This is a genomic window from Paenibacillus massiliensis subsp. panacisoli DSM 21345, assembly GCF_000426545.1.
Lineage (GTDB): Bacteria > Bacillota > Bacilli > Paenibacillales > Paenibacillaceae > Paenibacillus > Paenibacillus panacisoli.
Genome location: NZ_AUFO01000008.1, coordinates 44,857 through 63,290 on the forward strand (window position 1 = coordinate 44,857; position 18,434 = coordinate 63,290).

An 18,434-nucleotide genomic window follows, 5' to 3' on the forward strand; every position below is an offset into this window, starting at 1 on the left:
GTTAACTATGTCACTCTAACCGGCAAAACTAGTGACCCTAAAATTGATTGGCTTTTAGCTTGATTTTTCTTCATTCAGGTGGTTGTTCGCTAAAAATTTTCAAAAAATGAAAATGCAATACGACCTCGGTCTTAGCAAAATTTATGAGCTAGTCATCAATTCCAATCCTTGCTATGCATTTCTCCTGGAGGGCAATTCCCTAATCCAAAACAAGCTGATTGTCGCTCATGTGCTGGCCCACTGTGATTTTTTCAAAAATAACGCTCGTTTCTCGGCCTCTAACCGCAATATGGTAGATAGCATGTCTGCCACCGCAGAACGGATTAACAGCTATGAGCTGGAGTATGGCAAAGAGACGGTTGAAGCCTTCATTGACGCAGCTCTTGCGATCCAGGAGCATGTGGATCCTCAGCTCATCAAGCCTCGCCATCTGGATAAGCAACGTTATCTGGAGCTGAAGGTGAAGGAGCAGAAGAAGCCCTCACAGGAGGATACCTCCACAGGCCGCTATGATGATCTGTGGAATCTAGACGCCCCCGCTCAATCGCAGCACACTACGGATGACATTCAGGTACATCATTTTCCACCAGAGCCCGAGAAGGATGTCGTGTGGTTCATTCAACAATTCTCCGAAGTGCTGGACGACTGGCAACGGGATATTCTGAGTATGCTGCGCGATGAAATGTTATATTTCTGGCCACAGATGGAGACGAAGATCATGAATGAGGGCTGGGCATCGTACTGGCATCAGCGGATCATTCGCGAATTGGATCTGTCCAGCGATGAGACGGTTGAGTTCGCTATGCTGAATGCATCCGTCGTCCAACCATCCAAACAAAGTCTGAACCCTTATTATTTGGGATTGAAGATCTTCGAGGATATCGAACGTCGTTGGGATCAACCCACCGAGGAGGAGCAGAAGCGGCTGGGACGGCTTCCAGGCGAGGGACGTGCCAAAATCTTCGAAGTACGAGAGGTAGACTCGGATACCTCGTTCATACGCAATTACATGACCAAACAACTGACAGAGGACCTGGACCTGTATGTATTCGAAAAGCGTGGACCCGAGTGGAAGATTACCGACAAATCCTGGGAGCACATCCGTGATCAACTCGTGTACGCCCGTTTGAACGGAGGTTCTCCTTATCTGGTCGTCCATGATGCCGATTATCTGCGTACTGGAGAGCTGGTGCTGAAGCATCAGTATGAAGGCGTGGAGCTCGATCTGAAATATATGGAGCGTACACTTCCCTATGTCTATAAACTCTGGGGACGAACGGTCCATCTGGAGACAGTCGTTGAGGATAAGCGGGCCATGTTCTCCTTTGACGGAAAAAAGCATCATCGCAAGTTCCTGCAATAGTATATCCATATATATACGGTGTGCCATACAACATACAATTTTCAATTACATTTGCATTCAATTATATAGCTACACAACGAGACGGTCTCTCCTGCATCATGCGGAGGACCGTCTTATGGATATATCTATTCAGCGTCCCGTCTTCTTCTTATATGCTGTTGCATACTGATCCGCAGCAAGGATCGCATCCAGCATCCGATCGGCGTCGATCGGGAAGGGAAGATTGTGCGAGGTCTCCCCTTCCTTGGTCGCCGCTTGTGCCACCCGGTACAAGTCCTCATGTGAGGCCTTCTTCAGCTTGATATCCTCCAGGGTGACAGGCAGATCAAGCTGAAGATACAATTCCATATATCGCTCAAGCTCCAGCAAAGGACGTTGCTCCAGTGTCAGCTGTACCAAAGTCCCGAATGCGACCTTTTGTCCATGAGTCATATGATGTATGTCGCCTTCAAGTACCGTAAAGCCATTATGCACCGCATGTGCTCCCGCCAGACCACCGCTCTCGAACCCAATTCCGCTTAGGAGCGTATTCGCCTCGACGACGGCCTCCAGAGCAGGAGTAACTACTTTCCGCTTGACTGATTCATAGGCTAGCACACCATAATCGAAGAGCACTTCTTCACAGCGACGGGCAATCGCTTCGGCAGCAATTGTCGGAAGTCCCCCAGCCATTGTTGTCTTGCGTGCTTCAATCACCGCTCTGGCCTCCACCCAGGTAGCGAGCGCATCGGCAATCCCCGAGGTAAGGAACAACGGTGGTGCTTCGGCAATCACCTTGGTATCCACCAGAATCAGGTCCGGGTTCTTTCGATAAAATGCATAAGATTCGAACTCGCCGTTATCCGAGTAAATAACAGATAAAGCACTGGTAGGCGCATCCGTCGAGGCTGCCGTAGGAACGATCACACAGAGAGCCGCCAGCTCGTCATTGACGGCTTTCGCTGTATCCAGCGTCTTTCCTCCGCCTACGCCAATGACGATATCTACTCCGCTCCCTTTTCCTTGCTCGGTAATACGTTCAATCTCATTGCGGGAGGCCTCTCCCTTGAATTCCGCCCTTACAGCTGCAATTCCCTCCTGCTCCAGACTGTTGACGACCCGATTGCCTGCAATCTCCCATACGACCTCATCTGCAATGACGAGTGCAATGCTGCCGAGGCCCTTGACGTAATGTCCAGTCTTGTCCACAACATTTCTGCCTTGTACATATTTGCCCGGACTGATAAAAATTCGATCCGTCATCATTCACCCTCCAATTTTAGATCTCCTTCATGTATTACCCAATTCCTGACTGTTTTGTACGTAATATTTCTCACAAGGATTGATGCGCTTAGGCTATGGCTCAAGCTATGATTAGGAGTTGCTCAATCCAACTGCAAGTGTGCTATACGTTCACCAGTATACGAAAAAGCACAGTCATTCATGCAAATGAACTGTGCTTCTTGAGGATATAATCATTCATAGCGCAAGGCATCAATCGGTTTGAGCTGAGCCGCCTTCCTGGCCGGGTAGACACCGAAGACAATTCCCACCGCCATGGACGACAGGAAGGAATACAGCATCGGTTCCATAGTCAACTCAATAGATAGACCTGCGAATTTCTCCAGCAGTAGCGCCGTTCCCACTCCGATCGCTACCCCAGACAGTCCTCCAATAATACTGAGAATGACCGACTCCACGAGGAATTGGCGTAAAATATCACCACGCTTCGCCCCAATGGCCTTGCGAATGCCAATTTCCCGTGTGCGCTCCGTGACCGACACGAGCATAATATTCATAATGCCGATTCCTCCGACCACCAGCGAGATAGCAGCAATACCGGACAACAGCGTCGTCATCACGCTAGTCACGCTTTCAGCCGTCTCCAGAATCTGGGACTGGTTCGTAATCGAGAAGTCATTATCATTGCTGGACTTCAGCTCATGCGAGGCGCGCAAGGCCTGCGTAATCTCGTTCTGTGCCTGCGTCATGACCTCAGCAGAGGTGGCTGAAGCATAGATTGTCCTGACATTCGTCATGCCAAGTCGTGCTTTGGCGGTGGAGATGGGAACGATGATTTTGTCATCATTGTTTGTCATCCCCGAGCTTCCTTGACTGGCGAGCACACCTACAATGGTGAACGGCACCCGGTTAATTTTGATCGTCTCACCAATGGGATTGACACCTTCGGAGAAGAGGTTCGTAACGATCTCATTACCGACGACGGCAACATTCTCATGGTTATTGTATTCATAATTATTGAAAAATCGTCCCGATTGCACCGATACACTCCGCACCTCCGGAAAAGCCACGCTTGTTCCCTCTACACTGGTATTATAGTTGCTTGACCCATAGATAACCTGAAAATTGGATGACGCACTGGGCACCGCATCGGATACGGTAGATAGCTCACGTATCACTGATATATCATCTAGCGACAATGTATTGGATGAGCCAAAGCCCATATTAATTCCACCAGAGGATTGCTGACCAGGCGAGATAATCAGCAAATTGCTCCCTAGCCCGTTAATCTGCGAGGTGACGCTTGAACTAGAGCCTTTACCAATGGCAACCATCGCGATGACCGCGCTGACTCCAATGATAATACCAAGCATAGTCAGGAAGGAACGCAGCTTGTTCGACAGGATGCTGCGAACCGAGACACGCATAATCTCCATAATGTTCATAAGCGTCCAGCCTCCGATCCAGCGAGAGTACGATTGACCACGCGGTCGTCAGATACGATCTGCCCGTCACGAAAATGAATGTTCCGCTTCGCATAGGCTGCAATCTCCGGCTCATGCGTAACGATAATCACCGTCTTGCCCTTATCGTTCATTCGTTGGAATATCCCCATAATATCCTCCGTTGTCTTGGTATCCAAGGCCCCTGTAGGCTCATCAGCTAGAATAATCACCGGATCATTGACGATAGCGCGAGCAATGGATACCCGCTGCTGCTGCCCCCCGGATAGCTCGTTAGGCTTGTTATGAAGCCGTTCTCCAAGACCTACGCTCTGTAGCGCTTCAACCGCCCGTGTACGACGTTCTCTAGCCGATATTCCTGCATACATCATTGGCAGCTCTACATTAGCTACTGCTGTAGTACGTGGCAGCAGGTTAAAGCTCTGAAAGACAAAACCGATCTTCTGATTGCGAATGATCGCCAACTCATCATCATGAGCATCCAGAATGGAGTAGCCGTCCAGCAGAAAGCTACCGGAAGTCGGTTTATCGAGGCAACCAATCATATTCATCATCGTTGATTTACCTGAGCCAGACGGACCCATAATGGTGACGAAGTCTCCCTCCTCGATCGACAGATTCACACCGCGCAGGGCATAGATTGCTTGCTCCGCAACCTGATAAGTCTTGATCAGATGATCAATTTGAATAACGGGCTTCATACTCATCGACCTCCCGGAGGACCACTAGGGCCGCCACCAAAGCTGCCGCCACCCATGATGCTCTGCTGTGAGCGGGACGATGACGATGTGGATGAGGAGGAGGAAATCTCCGTCTGGGTCGGGATAGTAATTGTATCGTTCTCCTTCAGGCCAGAGGTAATCTCAACACGATCAGCTGTGTAGAGACCGACCTCTACTGGCTGGAATTGCACCCCACCTGCAGCATTTTGCCGATTAGACTGAACACCACCATTTGACTTATTTACATTGTTACCAGAAGTATTGTTATTTTCAGATGGTGTCGTAGCAGCCGGAGGCTCTGTACTGGACTGATTATCCACACTGCCACCAGACGAGTTACTATTCGATGTGCTTGAGCCAGTGCCCGCAAGCTTCATCACACCGTCTTGATCGCCTCTTGTGATAAGAGCTGTCGAAGGAATGTACAGCACATTGCTATGTGTGCCCAAATCCAGCGTGACATCCATCGACATGCCTGTCTTCAGTAGCCCATTCGTATTCGAGATGGACATCTTCACCTCATAGGTTGTAACACCCGAATCCGTCGTCGCTTCCGGCGCGATTGAGGTCACCTTGCCTTCAAAGCTCTCGTTCGGATAGGTATCAGACTTGAAGGTAGCTGATTGGCCGACCTCTACACTCCCGATATCACTTTCACTAACCGCGGCGCTGACACTCAACTCCTCGCTGTTGGAGTCATTCATTACGATAAATGGCGTAGTTGGGCTAGTACCTACATCCCCATTCACCTGCAAAATAATCCCGTCCCACGGAGCGGTCAACACCAGCTTCTCAAGGTCTGCCTGCTTTTGCTCTACCTGAGTCTGAGCTTGCAGCACAGATGCCTTAGCTGACACCAGACTCGCCGCCTTAGGCGGCTCCAGAGTAGCGTTAAGCTGTGCCAGAGAGGACTGGTAGGAGATCTCAGCCTCCTTGATTGCCTTGTCTACCGATTTCTGCTTATTACTTAGCTCTAACTGGGCATTATCATACTCCTCCTGAGCACTGTCCAGCGAATCCTTTGCTTGATTAAGCTCAGACTCGGCAATGGCATTCGCTTCATATAGGTACGCCTGATCCTCGTACTCCTGTTTAGCGGAATCCAATTTCTTTTTGGCAGAATCTACGGTTCGCTGGGCCGTCTCTACATCGGTTGCGGTACGAGCAGACTCCAGCGTCAGCTCCGCTTTACTGACATTCACGCGCTGCACGGCAATCTCGCTCTCCGAGGCAGTCTCCTGCGCTTGCTCCAGTTGAGCCTGGGCCACCTCCAGACTGGCTTGTGACTCCTTCAGTTGTACCAGCCCATCTGATTGGTCCAGCGTCGCCAGTACCTGACCTTTCTTGACCACGTCGCCGACCTTGACATTCACAGCTGTCAGCTTGGTATCGTCAGCGGATGTAAAGTTCAGATTGACCTCCTTGGTAGCCTCCACGGTCCCCGACAGCTCCAGTGTCTTCGTCACATCACCACGCGCCACCTGCACAGTCTGAGCTGTTGGCACGAACGAGGGTGTGCTTTGCATATTGAAATACAGATAGCCACCTGCTCCCAACGCCACGGCCAGTACCCCAACCGTCCAGATTAATCTTTTGCGACGCTTTTTTCTTAATGCGCCTAACGGATTTGTTATTGATGCTTCACCCATATATGTAACCTCCAATTGTCTTGATGGAACCTAATCAACTAATCAATCCAAGCTAATCAATCCAAGGCGCTTCCAGCACACGCTGCACCTCATCCATCTGCAGTAACAAATCCTGAAACTGTACTTCGAGATTGCTCACGCTTTGCTCTGCCTTCATTACATCAATCCGTGTAACAAGTCCACGCTCCCACTTCTTATTAACAATAGTCAGTGCATTGTGTGCAGCGGTTAGCTTCCCCTGGAGCTGCTCGTACTGCTGCTGTAGATTTTGCTGATTGTAATAGGTGCTCCTGAGCGATTCACCCAGCTCCTTTTTGCTGTTCGTCAGTTCACTATTCGCATCGGCAACAGACATCTTGACTAGCTCATACTCACCGTCACTGGAGTTGAACGAGAAGTAGGTGACATTTAGTTCAGCCAGCTCCACACTTCTCTCCTTCTGCCAGATTGTAGGGTCATAAGAGATGACCTTTTGAATATAGGTCTCGATATCAAGCTTCTCTGGCTCCTGATATGCTGGCGTGTCCGATAGCACAAGCGTCTCATTCAGGCCCATACCCAGCATCGTTAGCAAGCTCTCCCTCTTCTGCTTCAGCGTGTCCTGAGCCTGAGTCAAGCTCTGCTCTGCCTCGATTCTCGACTGGACAGCCTCATCCCGGGCTGCTCCAGAGAGCTTCCCCTTGCTGGCCTTCGCCAGCGCAGCTTGCTCCTCAGCACGGGCAATCTCCAGCGAGGTCTCCGTTGTCTGCAGCGCTCTCTCGGAGGACAGCACACTATAGTAGGCGACTACCGTCTTGTATGCGATCTGATCCTTCACCGTATCGATATTCCTAAGTGCCATCAGATAATTCACATTGGATGAGTTATATTGCTTCCAGGCTGAGCGAGAGGTCGCGCCATCTTCACCAGTCCCTGTCCCTGTCGGGATGTAATCCAGATTATCGGCAGCTGTCTCCAGATTAATTCCGCTGCGCTGATAGCTGCTCAGAGCACTCTTCAGGCTGTAACTATTCGTGATAGCTAGCCCGATCGCTTCATCTAAGGACAAGCCTGAGTCCTGCCCAGCCTCCGTTGCACTGGAGGTGGAGCTTTCAGCACTGGATGTACTTGAAATGTATCCATTTGTGACCGTGTCTCCGATTGCTGCGCCCCGGGTAGCATCGTTAGCCGCTTCAGTCGTCAGATTGGCCGCTTCACTCACTTTTGCCGGGTCAGCGGCTCCTCCCACCAGCTCTGTCTCTGCGTACGCAGCCGGAAGCAGGCTGGCTGAACACACGGTCAACATCAGTACGGCAACAGCTGTGTGTCTCTTCATTTCCTTCACTCCTTCATAACTCTCATCTCTGCTAAATCTAGCGTAGCAATGCAATGTGTCAGGCATGTGTCAAGCAACCCAAAAAAGGGACAACCCGAAGCCACGTAGCGGCCCCGAATGTCCCTGGTTCAAGCATATATAATTCAACATGAAGCTATGCTGCATGTGAGCCTTCCTCACCAAGTGCACTAGTTAAGCTATCTAGTTCCCTTCAAGCCGATGATCCGTCACAGGCAACACCAGTCTGAATACCGTCTCTCCTTGCCCACTTCTCAGAAGCAACAGCTCTCCCCCAAGCGAACGAGCCATCATGCGACTGAAGGGTAGTCCAATACCTAGCCCTCGTACCTTGTGCTTCTTCCCTTCTCCCCGATAGAAACGCTCAAATATAAGAGCCTGCTCCGCTGCAGGAATACCGTTTCCCCAATCCTTGACATCGAGGATGATCTCCTGACCCGTCATCATGATGTCCACCTCTATGCGAGGATTGGCCTCCATATCCCCGCTGGAAGCATCACTGGCTTGGCGGGCGTTATTCAGCAGGTTATACATAATTTGCTGCAGCCGCAATGGATCGGTGCACACCTCCAGTTCCTCCTTATTCGAGCTCAGCGATACCCTGACGCATTTGGCCTCCTGCGTAAGCTCCCATTGACGCAAAATATCCTTCACAAGCTCCTGTAGCTGAACCATCTCCTTATGCACCTTGAAATCCCCTACCGCAAAGGAATTGAACTCCAACAAATCCTCTATCATATGCTGCAAGCGATTCGTCTCATGGCGACAAATATCTAGGAACTCCTTCGCCTCCTCACCGCTGACGACATCCTCCTGCACAGCCTGAATCAAGCCGCTAATGGACGTGACCGGAGTCTTCAGCTCATGAGTAACGCCAGCCAGCAGCTGTGTTCTCATCAGCTCCATCTGCTTCAGGCGCTTCGCCATCTCCTCAAATGCATTCATTAGCTCATAGATTTCCTGTTCCTTCACACCTTTATAGAGATTGAGATCATAATTCCCGGCAACAATCTGCTCTGCCGCATTCACTACAACTCCGATCGGACGGTATAATCTGCGTGTGAGCAGATAGATGACTGCCCAGCCGAGCAGTCCGAGACTGAGTACCAGAATGATCAGCAGATGCACCTGCCAAGGAGCGGTGACCAGCAGCTTTTCAGGCTGTAAAATGATTACCCAGCCCAGCGTACGGTCATTATGCTCAACTTCCTTTTGTACAGCATAGAAGCTTAACCCCGGTCCTGGCCCGATCTGGAAGCTATCCGTCCGATCCGCTCCTCCAGCAAAGCGCTGGAGATGGCTCATAATTTCTCCGTTTACATCGTAATACATACTGCTGGAGATGACCCTCTTATTATCGTCAAGCAGGATGAAGCAGGGCTTGTCCTTGAATGGAATCATCTTCTGCTTGCGTTCCACGATACTGAAGAGATCGTAATCCGGCGCCAGCTTCCCATCTACAACGACCAGTTCGGCCGTATCTGCTGCCAGCAGATCCATGTAATCCAGCTGCTTCTGCTTCTCGTAATACTGCAGCCAGAAGAAAGACAATATACCAATGGTTATGAGCCCGATGCACAGCGTTAGCAGATATCTGGTTGTCCAGTATCGAAGCATCGTTGTTCTCTGATTAGACTTCCTCAACACTGAACTGATACCCCAATCCGCGTAAAGTTTTGATTTCTCCCTCTGCATTTGGCCAACGCTCCAATGTTTTGCGTATTCGCTTCACAGCCAGGTCCACCGCCCGATCACTTCCCTCGTAATCAATGCTCCATACCTGCTCTATCAATTGATTTCTGGTGAAGGTCTGATTCGGATGCTTCGCGAGGAACAGCAGCAGGGACAGATCTCTTGGTGTAAAGTAAAGCTCCTCACCACATAAATGCACAGAATGGGCATTAAAATTAAACATCAGACTCCCGTATGTAATAATCTCTTTGGTCGCCACCTGACTATGGGATCGCCTCAGCACCGTGCGGACCCGAGCAGTTACCTCTTCTCCTATGAACGGCTTCGTAATGTAATCATCCGCTCCAAGGTCGAGTCCCTTCAGCTTGTGATCAATGCTCCCCAAGGCTGTTAGCATAATGACCGGGCAGTTATGTCGCTCACGGATCTTCCCGAGCAGATACCACCCGTCATAATCGGGAAGCATGACATCCAGCAGCACCAATGACGGATGTGTCGTGGATGTGCACTTCATCAATGCCTCCATCCCGGAAAAGGCTTGCTCTACCTGATATCCCGATTTCTCCAGATAAGCCTTCAGCACTCGCGAGATGGCTACCTCATCCTCTACGACCAAAATAACTTCTGACATGCGGTTATATTTCCCCCTTGATTCTTAGCGACCCTAATTCGTAATGTTCCCTTTGTCAGCCGTTCTTGTTGCAATACTAACTGCCACTGCCTTGCTCTCAACCTTTCGCTATCCCAGAAGATGCGCCGGAGCGGCAGTCGTCTCGCGTATCACCAGGTCTGGCGGCTCCAGAGCTGCAGGGGGGCGTGCATCAGGCTGCTCAATCATTCTGATCAGATGCTCAATGCAGCGAATACCAATGTTGTGAATATTTTGATTCACCGTCGTCAGCCCCGGTCTGAACACTTGCGCATAATAGGTATTATCGAACCCTACTACCGAAATATCGGTAGGCACGGACAGACCACGACTCATCAGCTCGTGAATGGCGCCGAAGGCAGCCATGTCCGACACGCATACCAATGCCGTTGGCGGATGAACGATGGTTATTAGCTTGGATGCCGACTGTCTTCCACCATCAAAGGTATAGTCACATTCCTCAATATATTCATCCAGACAAGCAAGTCCACATGCTTGCAATCCCTCCACATATCCCTGTTTTCGCAAATGGGCAACCGCCGTCCCCTGGGACCCGGCAATGTAAGCAATTCTACGATGACCAAGCTCATATAAATGCCGTACCACCATTTGAAGGGCCATTCGACTGTCCGTCATGATCGAGCCTGTGCGCTGTCCAATGACATCCTCATCTACAAACATCACTGGAATATCTGAATCAATAAGATCGGATACACCCTTGTTGTCAGGCTCCGCCCCAAAAATCACCACACCGTCCAGACTTCGGCTACGGCAATGCTCATAAAAGGAATAGGACGGATCTTCAAGCCGGGTGGACAGCTTCATCAGATCATAGCCGCTATGCTCCAGCGCTGTCTTGATACCCTCCAGCAATTCAGAGACGAACGGATTTGTGAACGGTACATTGATCAGCACACCTACATTCCACGAGCGCTTCTTCACGAGTCCACGGGCCATGACATTAGGATGGTAGCGAAGCTCTTCAATGATCTTGTTCACTTTTTTACGAGTCTTGTCACTGACATCTGGATAGCCATTAACCACCTTCGACACGGTCGCGACAGATACGCCCGCCGCCTTGGCCACATCATGAATAGAAGCCATATCATCACTCCATTGCTATGGATACTATGGCTCTCATTATACAGACCAAATAGCATCCCTGCCATACTGCCCTGAAGAGGGAAGTCACCGGGATGCTCAAGGCTAATCTATTCATCTGTCATCTATCTATTCAGCAGACTACCCACATATCGCAGTAGCTCGTTCGCACAGATCGGGCAGTAGCCATGTTCGTCAATCAATCGCTTACTCACTTCATTGATACGTTTGAGCTGATTGGCATCAGGGGTCTTGGTAGAGGTCGTAATCTTGACAATGTCCTTCAGATCTGCGAATAGCTTCTTCTCAATCGCTTCCCGCAGTCGGTCGTGGTTATGATACTCGAACTTGCGTCCCTTTCGAGAGTAGGCAGAGATACGGATCAATATTTCCTCGCGGAAGGCTTTTTTGGCATTTTCCGATACTCCGATCTGCTCCTCAATGGATCTCATCAGTCTTTCGTCCGGGTCCAGCTCCTCATCCGTCAGTGGGTCACGGATTTTGGACCAGTTGCAAAAGGCTTCAATGTTATCGAGATAGTTATCGAACAAGGTACGGGCAGACTCCTCGAAGGAGTACACGAAGGCTTTTTGCACTTCCTTCTTCGCCAGCTCATCATATTCTCGCCGCGCAATGGCGATATAGTTCAGATATCGTTCGCGCTCCTCCTTATTGATAGAGGCATGCTGATCGAGGCCATCCTTGATCGCCCGGAGAATATCGAGAGCATTGATGCATTCCAGATCCTGCTTGATCAGTGCACTGGATATCCGGTTAATGACATAACGTGGATCGACGCCTGACATTCCCTCATCCAGATATTCCGTTTGCATCTCTTTAAGGTCGGCTTCCTTGTAGCCCTCGACCTCTTCACCATCATACATCCGCATTTTCTTGACCAGATCCATTCCCTGCTTCTTACTCTCCTTGAGTCTAGTCAGGATGGAGAATATCGCTGCTGCCCGCAGTGCATGCGGTGCAATATGAATATGTCGCATATCGCTCTGTTGAATCAGCTTGCTATATATCTTCTCTTCCTCAGATACCTTGAGATTATAGGGAATTGGCATGACGATCATGCGAGATTGCAGTGCTTCGTTCTTCTTGTTCCCAATGAAGGATTTGTACTCTGCTTCATTCGTATGGGCAATGATTAGCTCATCTGCACTGATTAACGCAAATCTGCCTGCCTTGAAGTTGCCCTCCTGGGTCAAGGAGAGAAGGTTCCACAGGAATTTCTCATCGCATTTGAGCATCTCCTGAAATTCCATCAGACCACGGTTCGCCTTGTTAAGCTCGCCATCGAAGCGATATGCACGTGGGTCGGATTCTGAGCCATATTCCGTTATAGTAGAGAAGTCGATGCTTCCCGTCAGATCAGCAATATCCTGAGATTTGGGGTCAGATGGACTGAAGGTACCAATACCCACCCTTTGATCCTCCGAGATAAGTACGCGTTTCACACGCACCTTCTCAATATCACCGTCATATTCGGTACGCAGCCGCATTTGGCAGGAAGGGCACAGATTGCCCTCAATTCGAACACCGAGCTCTTTCTCTACTTCCGGGCGCAGCTCATGAGGTATCAAATGCAAAGGCTCCTCATACATCGGGCACCCATCAATAGCATATACAGCTCCTTGATCGGTGCGTGAGAACTGCTCCAGCCCCCGCTTCAGCAAAGTGACCAAGGTCGATTTGCCCCCACTCACAGGTCCCATAAGCAGCAGGATTCTTTTTCGCACATCCAGTCTGCGCGCTGCCGAATGGAAATACTCCTCCACCAGCTTCTCTACAGCCCGGTCCAGACCGAACAGCTCCTGCTCAAAGAATTTGTAACGCTTCTGGCCCCCGGAGGTCTCGACTCCAAAGGATTTGATCATCTCATATACCCTTGCATGAGCAGTCATCGCCGGCGAGGGGTCCTTGCTGAGAATCTCCAGATAATCACGGAAGTTCCCACTCCACGCCAAACGCTCGCTTTCCGCCTGGTACTTCGCAACGCGCTCAAAAATCTTCATAACCTGTACCTCCTATGGCTCCTTAGTAGTAACCTCCGCTCCGAATGGTTAAGGATCGCTTAGTTATGCGTTACAAAAGCGTATTACATAACTATGCAGAATCTAATGGATTATTGACCGCTTTTTTTCGTAGCCGTGTACGAAATCCGGGCTTGAAGACCGTGATATACTATTAGCAGATGGAATCAAAAAGGAGCGGAGTTACCATGGCAGTGCAACGGGAGACAGAGCTATATGCACCGATCAAAGCCTTTTTCGAGGGACGGGGCTATATCATTCGTGGAGAGGTGAACAACTGTGATCTGGTGGGTCTCAGGGAGAATTCGCAGCAGCCGCTGATCGTCGAAATCAAGAAAACCTTTAGCCTGGCGCTTCTCCTTCAGGGGCTACAGCGATTGAAGCTGGGAGGCGAGGTCTATCTGGCTGTGGAGAAAAATCGCAGCAAAAAAGGCGCTGTCAATCAGCGCTGGCAAGAGCTGGCGGAGCTGTGCCGCAAGCTGGGCTTGGGCCTGATTACAGTAACGCTATACAAGACGAAGCCTGCGCTTGTTGAGATCATCTGTACCCCGGCAATCATGCAGGGACAAGGACACACCGCAGCAGCCCCGCGAAAAGGCTCACGTAAGGAGCGGCTCATCCGGGAATTTCAAGCACGTAGTGGAGATTATAATGAAGGTGGGAGTACAAGACGCAAGCTGGTAACTGCCTACAGGGAGAAGGCCTTGCGAGTAGCGTCCATACTTGCTTCCCTGAAGGAGGCTTCGCCCGCCCAGATCGCACGCGCAGGGGCTGCAGCTGACGCTGCCTCTGTACTGCAAAAAAACTATTATGGATGGTTCGAACGCGTAGCTCGAGGCAAATATGTCTTAACAGTAGCGGGGCAGGGTGCATTGGAGGAATATGCGGCTGTACTGGAGGCCCATCAAATAGCTCTGTCGGCATCATGTGCGGCTGAAGCCCCGACCCCATACGTGACAGTTCCAGACGATCGCTCACTCAAGAACGCCGAGCAGTGAACTCCGTAATGGTCTCGCCGATGAGATTCATCCCCATAAGCAATTCCTCTCGTCCGGGATGACTGAAGTTCAGCCGGATAAAGCTATTGCCACTGTTCCCCGCAGTACACAGCGCCCCTGGCATGAAGGCTACACCCTTAGGCATTACAGCCTTCAGCAGGGCAGCACTCTCCAGTCCTTCTGGCAGACGTACCCACATATACATGCCCCCCTCAGGAACATGATAGGTGACCTCTTTCCAAAATGGCCGCTTGAGCAGCTCCAGCATCAGCTTGAGTCGCACACGATATTCGCGGTTCAGCAGCTCCAGATGATCATGCCAGCGGAAGCGATGATCTGTAAGCAAGTGATGCAGCAGTCTTTGATTCATTGAGCTGGATTGCATATCGGCGAGCTGCTTAAGAGCTGACATACCCTCAATTAAAGACGGGTGTCCCGTCACCCAACCTGTACGCAGACCTGGAGCAATGGTCTTGCTGAATGAGCCAATGTACAGCACGTGTCCCCCTCTGCCTTCATCATCAAGAGCTGCCACAGAAGGGGGAATCTGTTCATTCTGATGCAGATGCAGCTCACCATAGGAGTCATCCTCTACCAGCAACACATTGTATTTCTGGCACAGGGACAGAATCTGCTGCCTCTGCTCAAGCGTCCACAGAAAGCCTGTCGGATTCGAAAAGGACGGTGCCGCAATGAACAGCTTGGGGCGATCTGCAGCCATCCGCCTTTCCAGCGCCGCAAGGTCAGTTCCCTGTGCATCAGCCTGCACGGGAATTAGTCTCGCTCCTTGCATGGACAGCACCTGCAATGAACCCGGAGAGCCTGGCTGCTCGATCAGCACGGGGTCTTCTGCATTTACCATAAGCCTAACGACGAGATCGATGGCCTGCTGGGTTCCGGTCGTAAGGAGCACCTGACGAGGATCAACACTCATTCCTTTTCTGGATTTCCACTCCGCAGTAAGCCATTCCCGCAGCGGCAGATAGCCTTCCGGATCACCGTATTGCAATACAGCAGGCCCGGAGGTCAGGACCTCATGGGCCGCCTCATCCAGCAGCTTAACGGGAAAAAGCTCCTGCGCAGGGAGCTCCTCCGCAAGAGAAATAAAAGAATGCCGTCTAGCATGGTCCCGAATGTGACGCAATGGTGATGCCAGCAAGGCAGCCGTACGTGTAGCATAGGAATATTGCATGAAGAACCCCCTCATTTACACCCTAACGGGTATTCTGGTATACCTCATGATGCTCCGGTCCTGGCAGCTGTGAAATGTTCAAAAGCTCCTACAACGTATTCGGTTCGTTATCCAATTATGCGCCTTACCTGCCAGGTTCTATGCAAGGAGGACACTTGTGCTAGGCATATAGTGGCTTGGACTGTCTTACATACAAGGCATATCGCTCAATCGCCTGTGCTCTGCTCGACACACCCAGCTTCGCGTAAATTTTTCTCAAGTAATTGTCTATAGAGCGGCGACTGACCTCGATCTCTACAGCAATCTTATCATATGTAATGCCCTGAACTATACGTTCCATTATAAAAATTTCGGTATCTGTCAATTCATCGAACGGTTCCGGTGACACAAGTTGGGTCATGGGCCAGCTCCCTTGCTGAATCCATTCCAAAGGTACGGATACGACCCCCTCACGCAAACCGTTAATCAAATGAATGAGTTGATTGGTGGAAGCTTGCTTGGAGATCACGCCACTTGCCCCGACCTTCGTCGCTTGCTGAAATAAGTTCAGATCGTAAGCATCTGTCATAATGATAATGTGGCTCTCAGGCGAGACCAACTTGATTTCAGTAATGAAAGGAATGGCGGTTCCCTCCGGCAGCTTATAGTCCATCAAAATGAGCTCGGGCTTGATGCTGCCCGCCAGCTGCTGTGCCTCTGTGCCACTTGATGTCATCCCCCGCACAAGCAGATCCTGCTGATCCTCCAGAATCAGCTTGGTTCCGAGCATGCTTGTCGGATGAATATCAACGATAACCACCTGCCACACTTTTTTCATACTGTTGTACCTCCCGATTATGCGACCAATGTTATGTCCCCCGATCCTTGCTGTATGGATATGTACTGTAGGTTTCTTGTTAGAATTCAGGGGCAATCATTTATAATTCAAGCTTGGAAACTATTACATTTTTGCGATTTAGTATAGGCCCGTGATAGAATGAGAACTGGAAAATTGAACTATAAAGAATCAATTCATACTAGCTGTGGCTAAATGGATTATGAATTGGATTCACCACGGGAGTGATTTCATGCAGAACTCTACAGAACCATCCACAGTTCCGGCATCACGCCGTAGCGAACGGATGAAGAGTCCTTCCGTCAAAGCTTTTCTCATACTCTGGGTTGTGCTGATCGTAGCCGGTATAGCCGCAACCTATCTGTACAGCAATCATCTGAAGCAAGAAATGCTGTTCCAGGTGCAGGGCCATGTGGATCAACAAATGGCAGGCCTGCAGGCGGAATATGAACAAAAGTTTGACGTGATGTCCACAGAAATGGACGAGTTGCAGGGCAAGGTTGATTCGTTGAATGAACTGCTCACGTTCACCAAGGACAATGCGAGCGATAAGACGGACAATAGCAACAAGCTCTATACTCAACTAGCCGAGGTTAAGAAGCAGCTGGACACCCTGCAGAAGAAGATGGACTTATTAAAATGAGAATGGAAGCCAAACAACTTAACCGTCTGATGATGATGACGTTAGCACCGTTTATTGGACTTCTGCTCTTCTTGGTCTTCCTGAATCGTCCGCTTGTCTTCCCAGAGACTAACATTAAGTATGGTCCTGTAGGTGATTGGAGTGCCCAGAGCCAGCATATTATGGGCCAGTTGGACGAAGCTGAGAATACAGCCTCCTATACGGTAACATCCATTCAGAAGACCGCCGAATTGTACAAGCAGACGACACAGACCATGAACAGCATTGCCAAGTCAGCTGCCACGCAGTCAAGCCGACCTGAGACCATATATAATCGACGAATAACTGCCAAGCTAGGCACGCCCTATGAGCGAGTGAACAGTGATCGAATTACTATCGCGCTGTTCAAGGTTAATCCCGGTGCCTACAAGGGCTACGCCATGAAAGTGAAGCTGAAGGATCCTACGGCCATGCAGATGTCCCTAGGTACGGGGACGCCTGGCAGTACAGAGACGACAATGCGAGCCGTCTCCCGCAGTGGAGCCGTGGCCGGCATCAATGCAGGCGGCTTTGCCGATGGCGGGGGCAAGCGGTACCCGCTTAGCACCACCGTAATGAACGGTAAATACGTGAACGGCTTTCAGGCCAGCTTCAAGGATCTAACCTTTATCGGCCTGAGCCAGTCAGGTCGGCTGATTGGTGGTAAATTTACAAATCAAGCTGCACTTGACGGCCTTCAGCCCTCATTTGGAGCGACCTTCGTACCTGTTCTCATTCAGAACGGACAGAAGATTGCCATTCCAGCGAAATGGAAGACGACACCCAAACGTGCACCACGTACTGTCATTGGCAATTATAAGGATGACCAATTGCTGATTATTGTCGTTGATGGCTACAATGAACAGGGCAGCTCCGGAGCCACCTTGGAGGAGCTACAAGCCAAAATGTTCAATCTGGGTGTCCAGAACGCTTACAATCTGGACGGTGGCGGTTCCTCCTCCATGATTCTGAACGGACGGGTTGTGAATAAGCCCTCCGACGGAAGGCTTCGTCCAGTGCCCACACACTTCTTGTTCTTCAAATAACATTACAGTTGAGGGCACATCAGCACTCCTCGAAAGTATGAACAGCGTCTGGAGGAAAGCTAATGTACTATACAAAGAGCATCACGAAATACTCGTGATGCTCTTTATCATGAGCTCTTAAGCATGCTTAGGGAGCTGTGTCATATCGCTCATGCATTGACCGCAAATATAACGATCCTTGAATTCACTAACTTCTTCCATAGAGCCACAGAACACACATTTAGGGCGATAACGCTCCAGAATAATATGATCCCCTTGCACCAGAATCTCTACGGGATCTCCTTCATTCATTTGATATCGTTTTCTTAGGGACTTGGGCAAGACGATTCTTCCCAGCTGATCCACTTTCCGAACTACACCAGCAGGCTTCATTTATTTAGACACCTCTCCTGTTAAGATGATTATACTGATGAATGCTAGGTATAAAGACTCTGTTTATACCTCCATTCAACAATTCGCCGAATTCTTGT

General features: G+C 50.1%; 15 protein-coding genes and 1 pseudogene. 4 read left to right on the top strand and 12 right to left on the bottom strand.

The window, feature by feature from the left end:
• Positions 1 to 79: 79 nt before the first annotated feature.
• Positions 80 to 1,363 (top strand): annotated as a pseudogene (locus tag K331_RS28950) (SpoVR family protein); the annotation flags it as partial.
• A gap of 129 nt (positions 1,364 to 1,492) precedes the next feature.
• On the opposite strand, the gene K331_RS0105215 reads toward K331_RS28950, so the two are convergent.
• The 9 genes from K331_RS0105215 to K331_RS0105255 form a co-directional block, all read right to left on the bottom strand.
• Positions 1,493 to 2,605, bottom strand: a complete 1,113-nt coding sequence (locus K331_RS0105215) for a glycerol dehydrogenase (protein WP_028589468.1) — start codon at positions 2,603 to 2,605, stop codon at positions 1,493 to 1,495.
• A gap of 212 nt (positions 2,606 to 2,817) precedes the next feature.
• Entirely contained in the window at positions 2,818 to 4,029 is a 1,212-nt protein-coding gene (locus K331_RS0105220; RefSeq protein ID WP_028589469.1) for an ABC transporter permease, read from the bottom strand.
• The gene (locus K331_RS0105225) at positions 4,026 to 4,748 is read right to left on the bottom strand and encodes an ABC transporter ATP-binding protein (protein WP_028589470.1); all 723 of its coding nucleotides are present in this window, start codon (positions 4,746 to 4,748) and stop codon (positions 4,026 to 4,028) included. Before K331_RS0105225 ends, K331_RS0105220 begins: the two co-directional genes overlap by 4 nt.
• A gap of 2 nt (positions 4,749 to 4,750) precedes the next feature.
• Complete coding sequence (locus K331_RS28955; protein ID WP_051289643.1) at positions 4,751 to 6,418, bottom strand: efflux RND transporter periplasmic adaptor subunit; 1,668 nt, start codon at positions 6,416 to 6,418, stop codon at positions 4,751 to 4,753.
• 52 nt (positions 6,419 to 6,470) lie between these two features.
• Complete coding sequence (locus tag K331_RS0105235; RefSeq protein ID WP_028589471.1) at positions 6,471 to 7,733, bottom strand: TolC family protein; 1,263 nt, start codon at positions 7,731 to 7,733, stop codon at positions 6,471 to 6,473.
• 201 nt (positions 7,734 to 7,934) lie between these two features.
• Complete coding sequence (locus tag K331_RS0105240) at positions 7,935 to 9,368, bottom strand: HAMP domain-containing sensor histidine kinase (protein ID WP_051289645.1); 1,434 nt, start codon at positions 9,366 to 9,368, stop codon at positions 7,935 to 7,937.
• A 13-nt stretch (positions 9,369 to 9,381) separates the two neighbouring features.
• The gene (locus tag K331_RS0105245; protein WP_018887864.1) at positions 9,382 to 10,074 is read right to left on the bottom strand and encodes a response regulator transcription factor; all 693 of its coding nucleotides are present in this window, start codon (positions 10,072 to 10,074) and stop codon (positions 9,382 to 9,384) included.
• A gap of 108 nt (positions 10,075 to 10,182) precedes the next feature.
• Positions 10,183 to 11,196 (bottom strand): LacI family DNA-binding transcriptional regulator, encoded by a 1,014-nt coding sequence (locus K331_RS0105250; RefSeq protein ID WP_028589473.1) that lies wholly within the window; start codon positions 11,194 to 11,196, stop codon positions 10,183 to 10,185.
• A 122-nt stretch (positions 11,197 to 11,318) separates the two neighbouring features.
• Positions 11,319 to 13,214: a PrkA family serine protein kinase gene (locus tag K331_RS0105255; protein ID WP_028589474.1), complete on the bottom strand. Its 1,896-nt coding sequence runs from the start codon at positions 13,212 to 13,214 to the stop codon at positions 11,319 to 11,321.
• 206 nt (positions 13,215 to 13,420) lie between these two features.
• Between K331_RS0105255 and K331_RS0105260 the strand changes: the two genes are divergently transcribed.
• A complete protein-coding gene (locus K331_RS0105260) occupies positions 13,421 to 14,230 on the top strand; it encodes a DUF2161 family putative PD-(D/E)XK-type phosphodiesterase (protein WP_028589475.1) in 810 nt (269 codons plus the stop codon).
• Here the strand turns inward: K331_RS0105260 and K331_RS0105265 are convergent.
• A complete protein-coding gene (locus K331_RS0105265) occupies positions 14,211 to 15,422 on the bottom strand; it encodes an aminotransferase-like domain-containing protein (protein ID WP_028589476.1) in 1,212 nt (403 codons plus the stop codon). The genes K331_RS0105260 and K331_RS0105265 overlap by 20 nt on opposite strands.
• Before the next feature lie 160 nt (positions 15,423 to 15,582).
• Positions 15,583 to 16,239, bottom strand: a complete 657-nt coding sequence (locus tag K331_RS0105270) for a response regulator transcription factor (protein ID WP_028589477.1) — start codon at positions 16,237 to 16,239, stop codon at positions 15,583 to 15,585.
• Between the two features lie 250 nt (positions 16,240 to 16,489).
• Here K331_RS0105270 and K331_RS0105275 point away from each other — a divergent pair, with 250 nt between their 5' ends.
• Positions 16,490 to 16,900, top strand: a complete 411-nt coding sequence (locus tag K331_RS0105275) for a hypothetical protein (RefSeq protein ID WP_028589478.1) — start codon at positions 16,490 to 16,492, stop codon at positions 16,898 to 16,900.
• Positions 16,897 to 17,964, top strand: a complete 1,068-nt coding sequence (locus tag K331_RS0105280) for a phosphodiester glycosidase family protein (protein ID WP_028589479.1) — start codon at positions 16,897 to 16,899, stop codon at positions 17,962 to 17,964. Before K331_RS0105275 ends, K331_RS0105280 begins: the two co-directional genes overlap by 4 nt.
• Before the next feature lie 117 nt (positions 17,965 to 18,081).
• Here K331_RS0105280 and K331_RS0105285 read toward each other — a convergent pair whose 3' ends face one another.
• Complete coding sequence (locus K331_RS0105285) at positions 18,082 to 18,336, bottom strand: AbrB/MazE/SpoVT family DNA-binding domain-containing protein (RefSeq protein ID WP_018887856.1); 255 nt, start codon at positions 18,334 to 18,336, stop codon at positions 18,082 to 18,084.
• Positions 18,337 to 18,434 lie beyond the last annotated feature (98 nt).

Excerpts from the sequence above, each read along its gene's own strand:
- K331_RS0105225 (WP_028589470.1), bottom strand. The coding sequence starts at position 4,748 with ATGAAGCCCGTTATTCAAATTGATCATCTGATCAAGACTTATCAGGTT.
- K331_RS0105280 (WP_028589479.1), top strand. The coding sequence starts at position 16,897 with ATGAGAATGGAAGCCAAACAACTTAACCGTCTGATGATGATGACGTTA.
- K331_RS0105215 (WP_028589468.1), bottom strand. The coding sequence starts at position 2,605 with ATGACGGATCGAATTTTTATCAGTCCGGGCAAATATGTACAAGGCAGA.
- K331_RS0105260 (WP_028589475.1), top strand. The coding sequence starts at position 13,421 with ATGGCAGTGCAACGGGAGACAGAGCTATATGCACCGATCAAAGCCTTT.
- K331_RS0105250 (WP_028589473.1), bottom strand. The coding sequence starts at position 11,196 with ATGGCTTCTATTCATGATGTGGCCAAGGCGGCGGGCGTATCTGTCGCG.
- K331_RS0105265 (WP_028589476.1), bottom strand. The coding sequence starts at position 15,422 with ATGCAATATTCCTATGCTACACGTACGGCTGCCTTGCTGGCATCACCA.
- K331_RS0105270 (WP_028589477.1), bottom strand. The coding sequence starts at position 16,239 with ATGAAAAAAGTGTGGCAGGTGGTTATCGTTGATATTCATCCGACAAGC.
- K331_RS0105220 (WP_028589469.1), bottom strand. The coding sequence starts at position 4,029 with ATGAACATTATGGAGATTATGCGTGTCTCGGTTCGCAGCATCCTGTCG.
- K331_RS0105245 (WP_018887864.1), bottom strand. The coding sequence starts at position 10,074 with ATGTCAGAAGTTATTTTGGTCGTAGAGGATGAGGTAGCCATCTCGCGA.
- K331_RS28955 (WP_051289643.1), bottom strand. The coding sequence starts at position 6,418 with ATGGGTGAAGCATCAATAACAAATCCGTTAGGCGCATTAAGAAAAAAG.
- K331_RS0105275 (WP_028589478.1), top strand. The coding sequence starts at position 16,490 with ATGCAGAACTCTACAGAACCATCCACAGTTCCGGCATCACGCCGTAGC.
- K331_RS0105255 (WP_028589474.1), bottom strand. The coding sequence starts at position 13,214 with ATGAAGATTTTTGAGCGCGTTGCGAAGTACCAGGCGGAAAGCGAGCGT.
- K331_RS0105285 (WP_018887856.1), bottom strand. The coding sequence starts at position 18,336 with ATGAAGCCTGCTGGTGTAGTTCGGAAAGTGGATCAGCTGGGAAGAATC.
- K331_RS0105240 (WP_051289645.1), bottom strand. The coding sequence starts at position 9,368 with ATGCTTCGATACTGGACAACCAGATATCTGCTAACGCTGTGCATCGGG.
- K331_RS0105235 (WP_028589471.1), bottom strand. The coding sequence starts at position 7,733 with ATGAAGAGACACACAGCTGTTGCCGTACTGATGTTGACCGTGTGTTCA.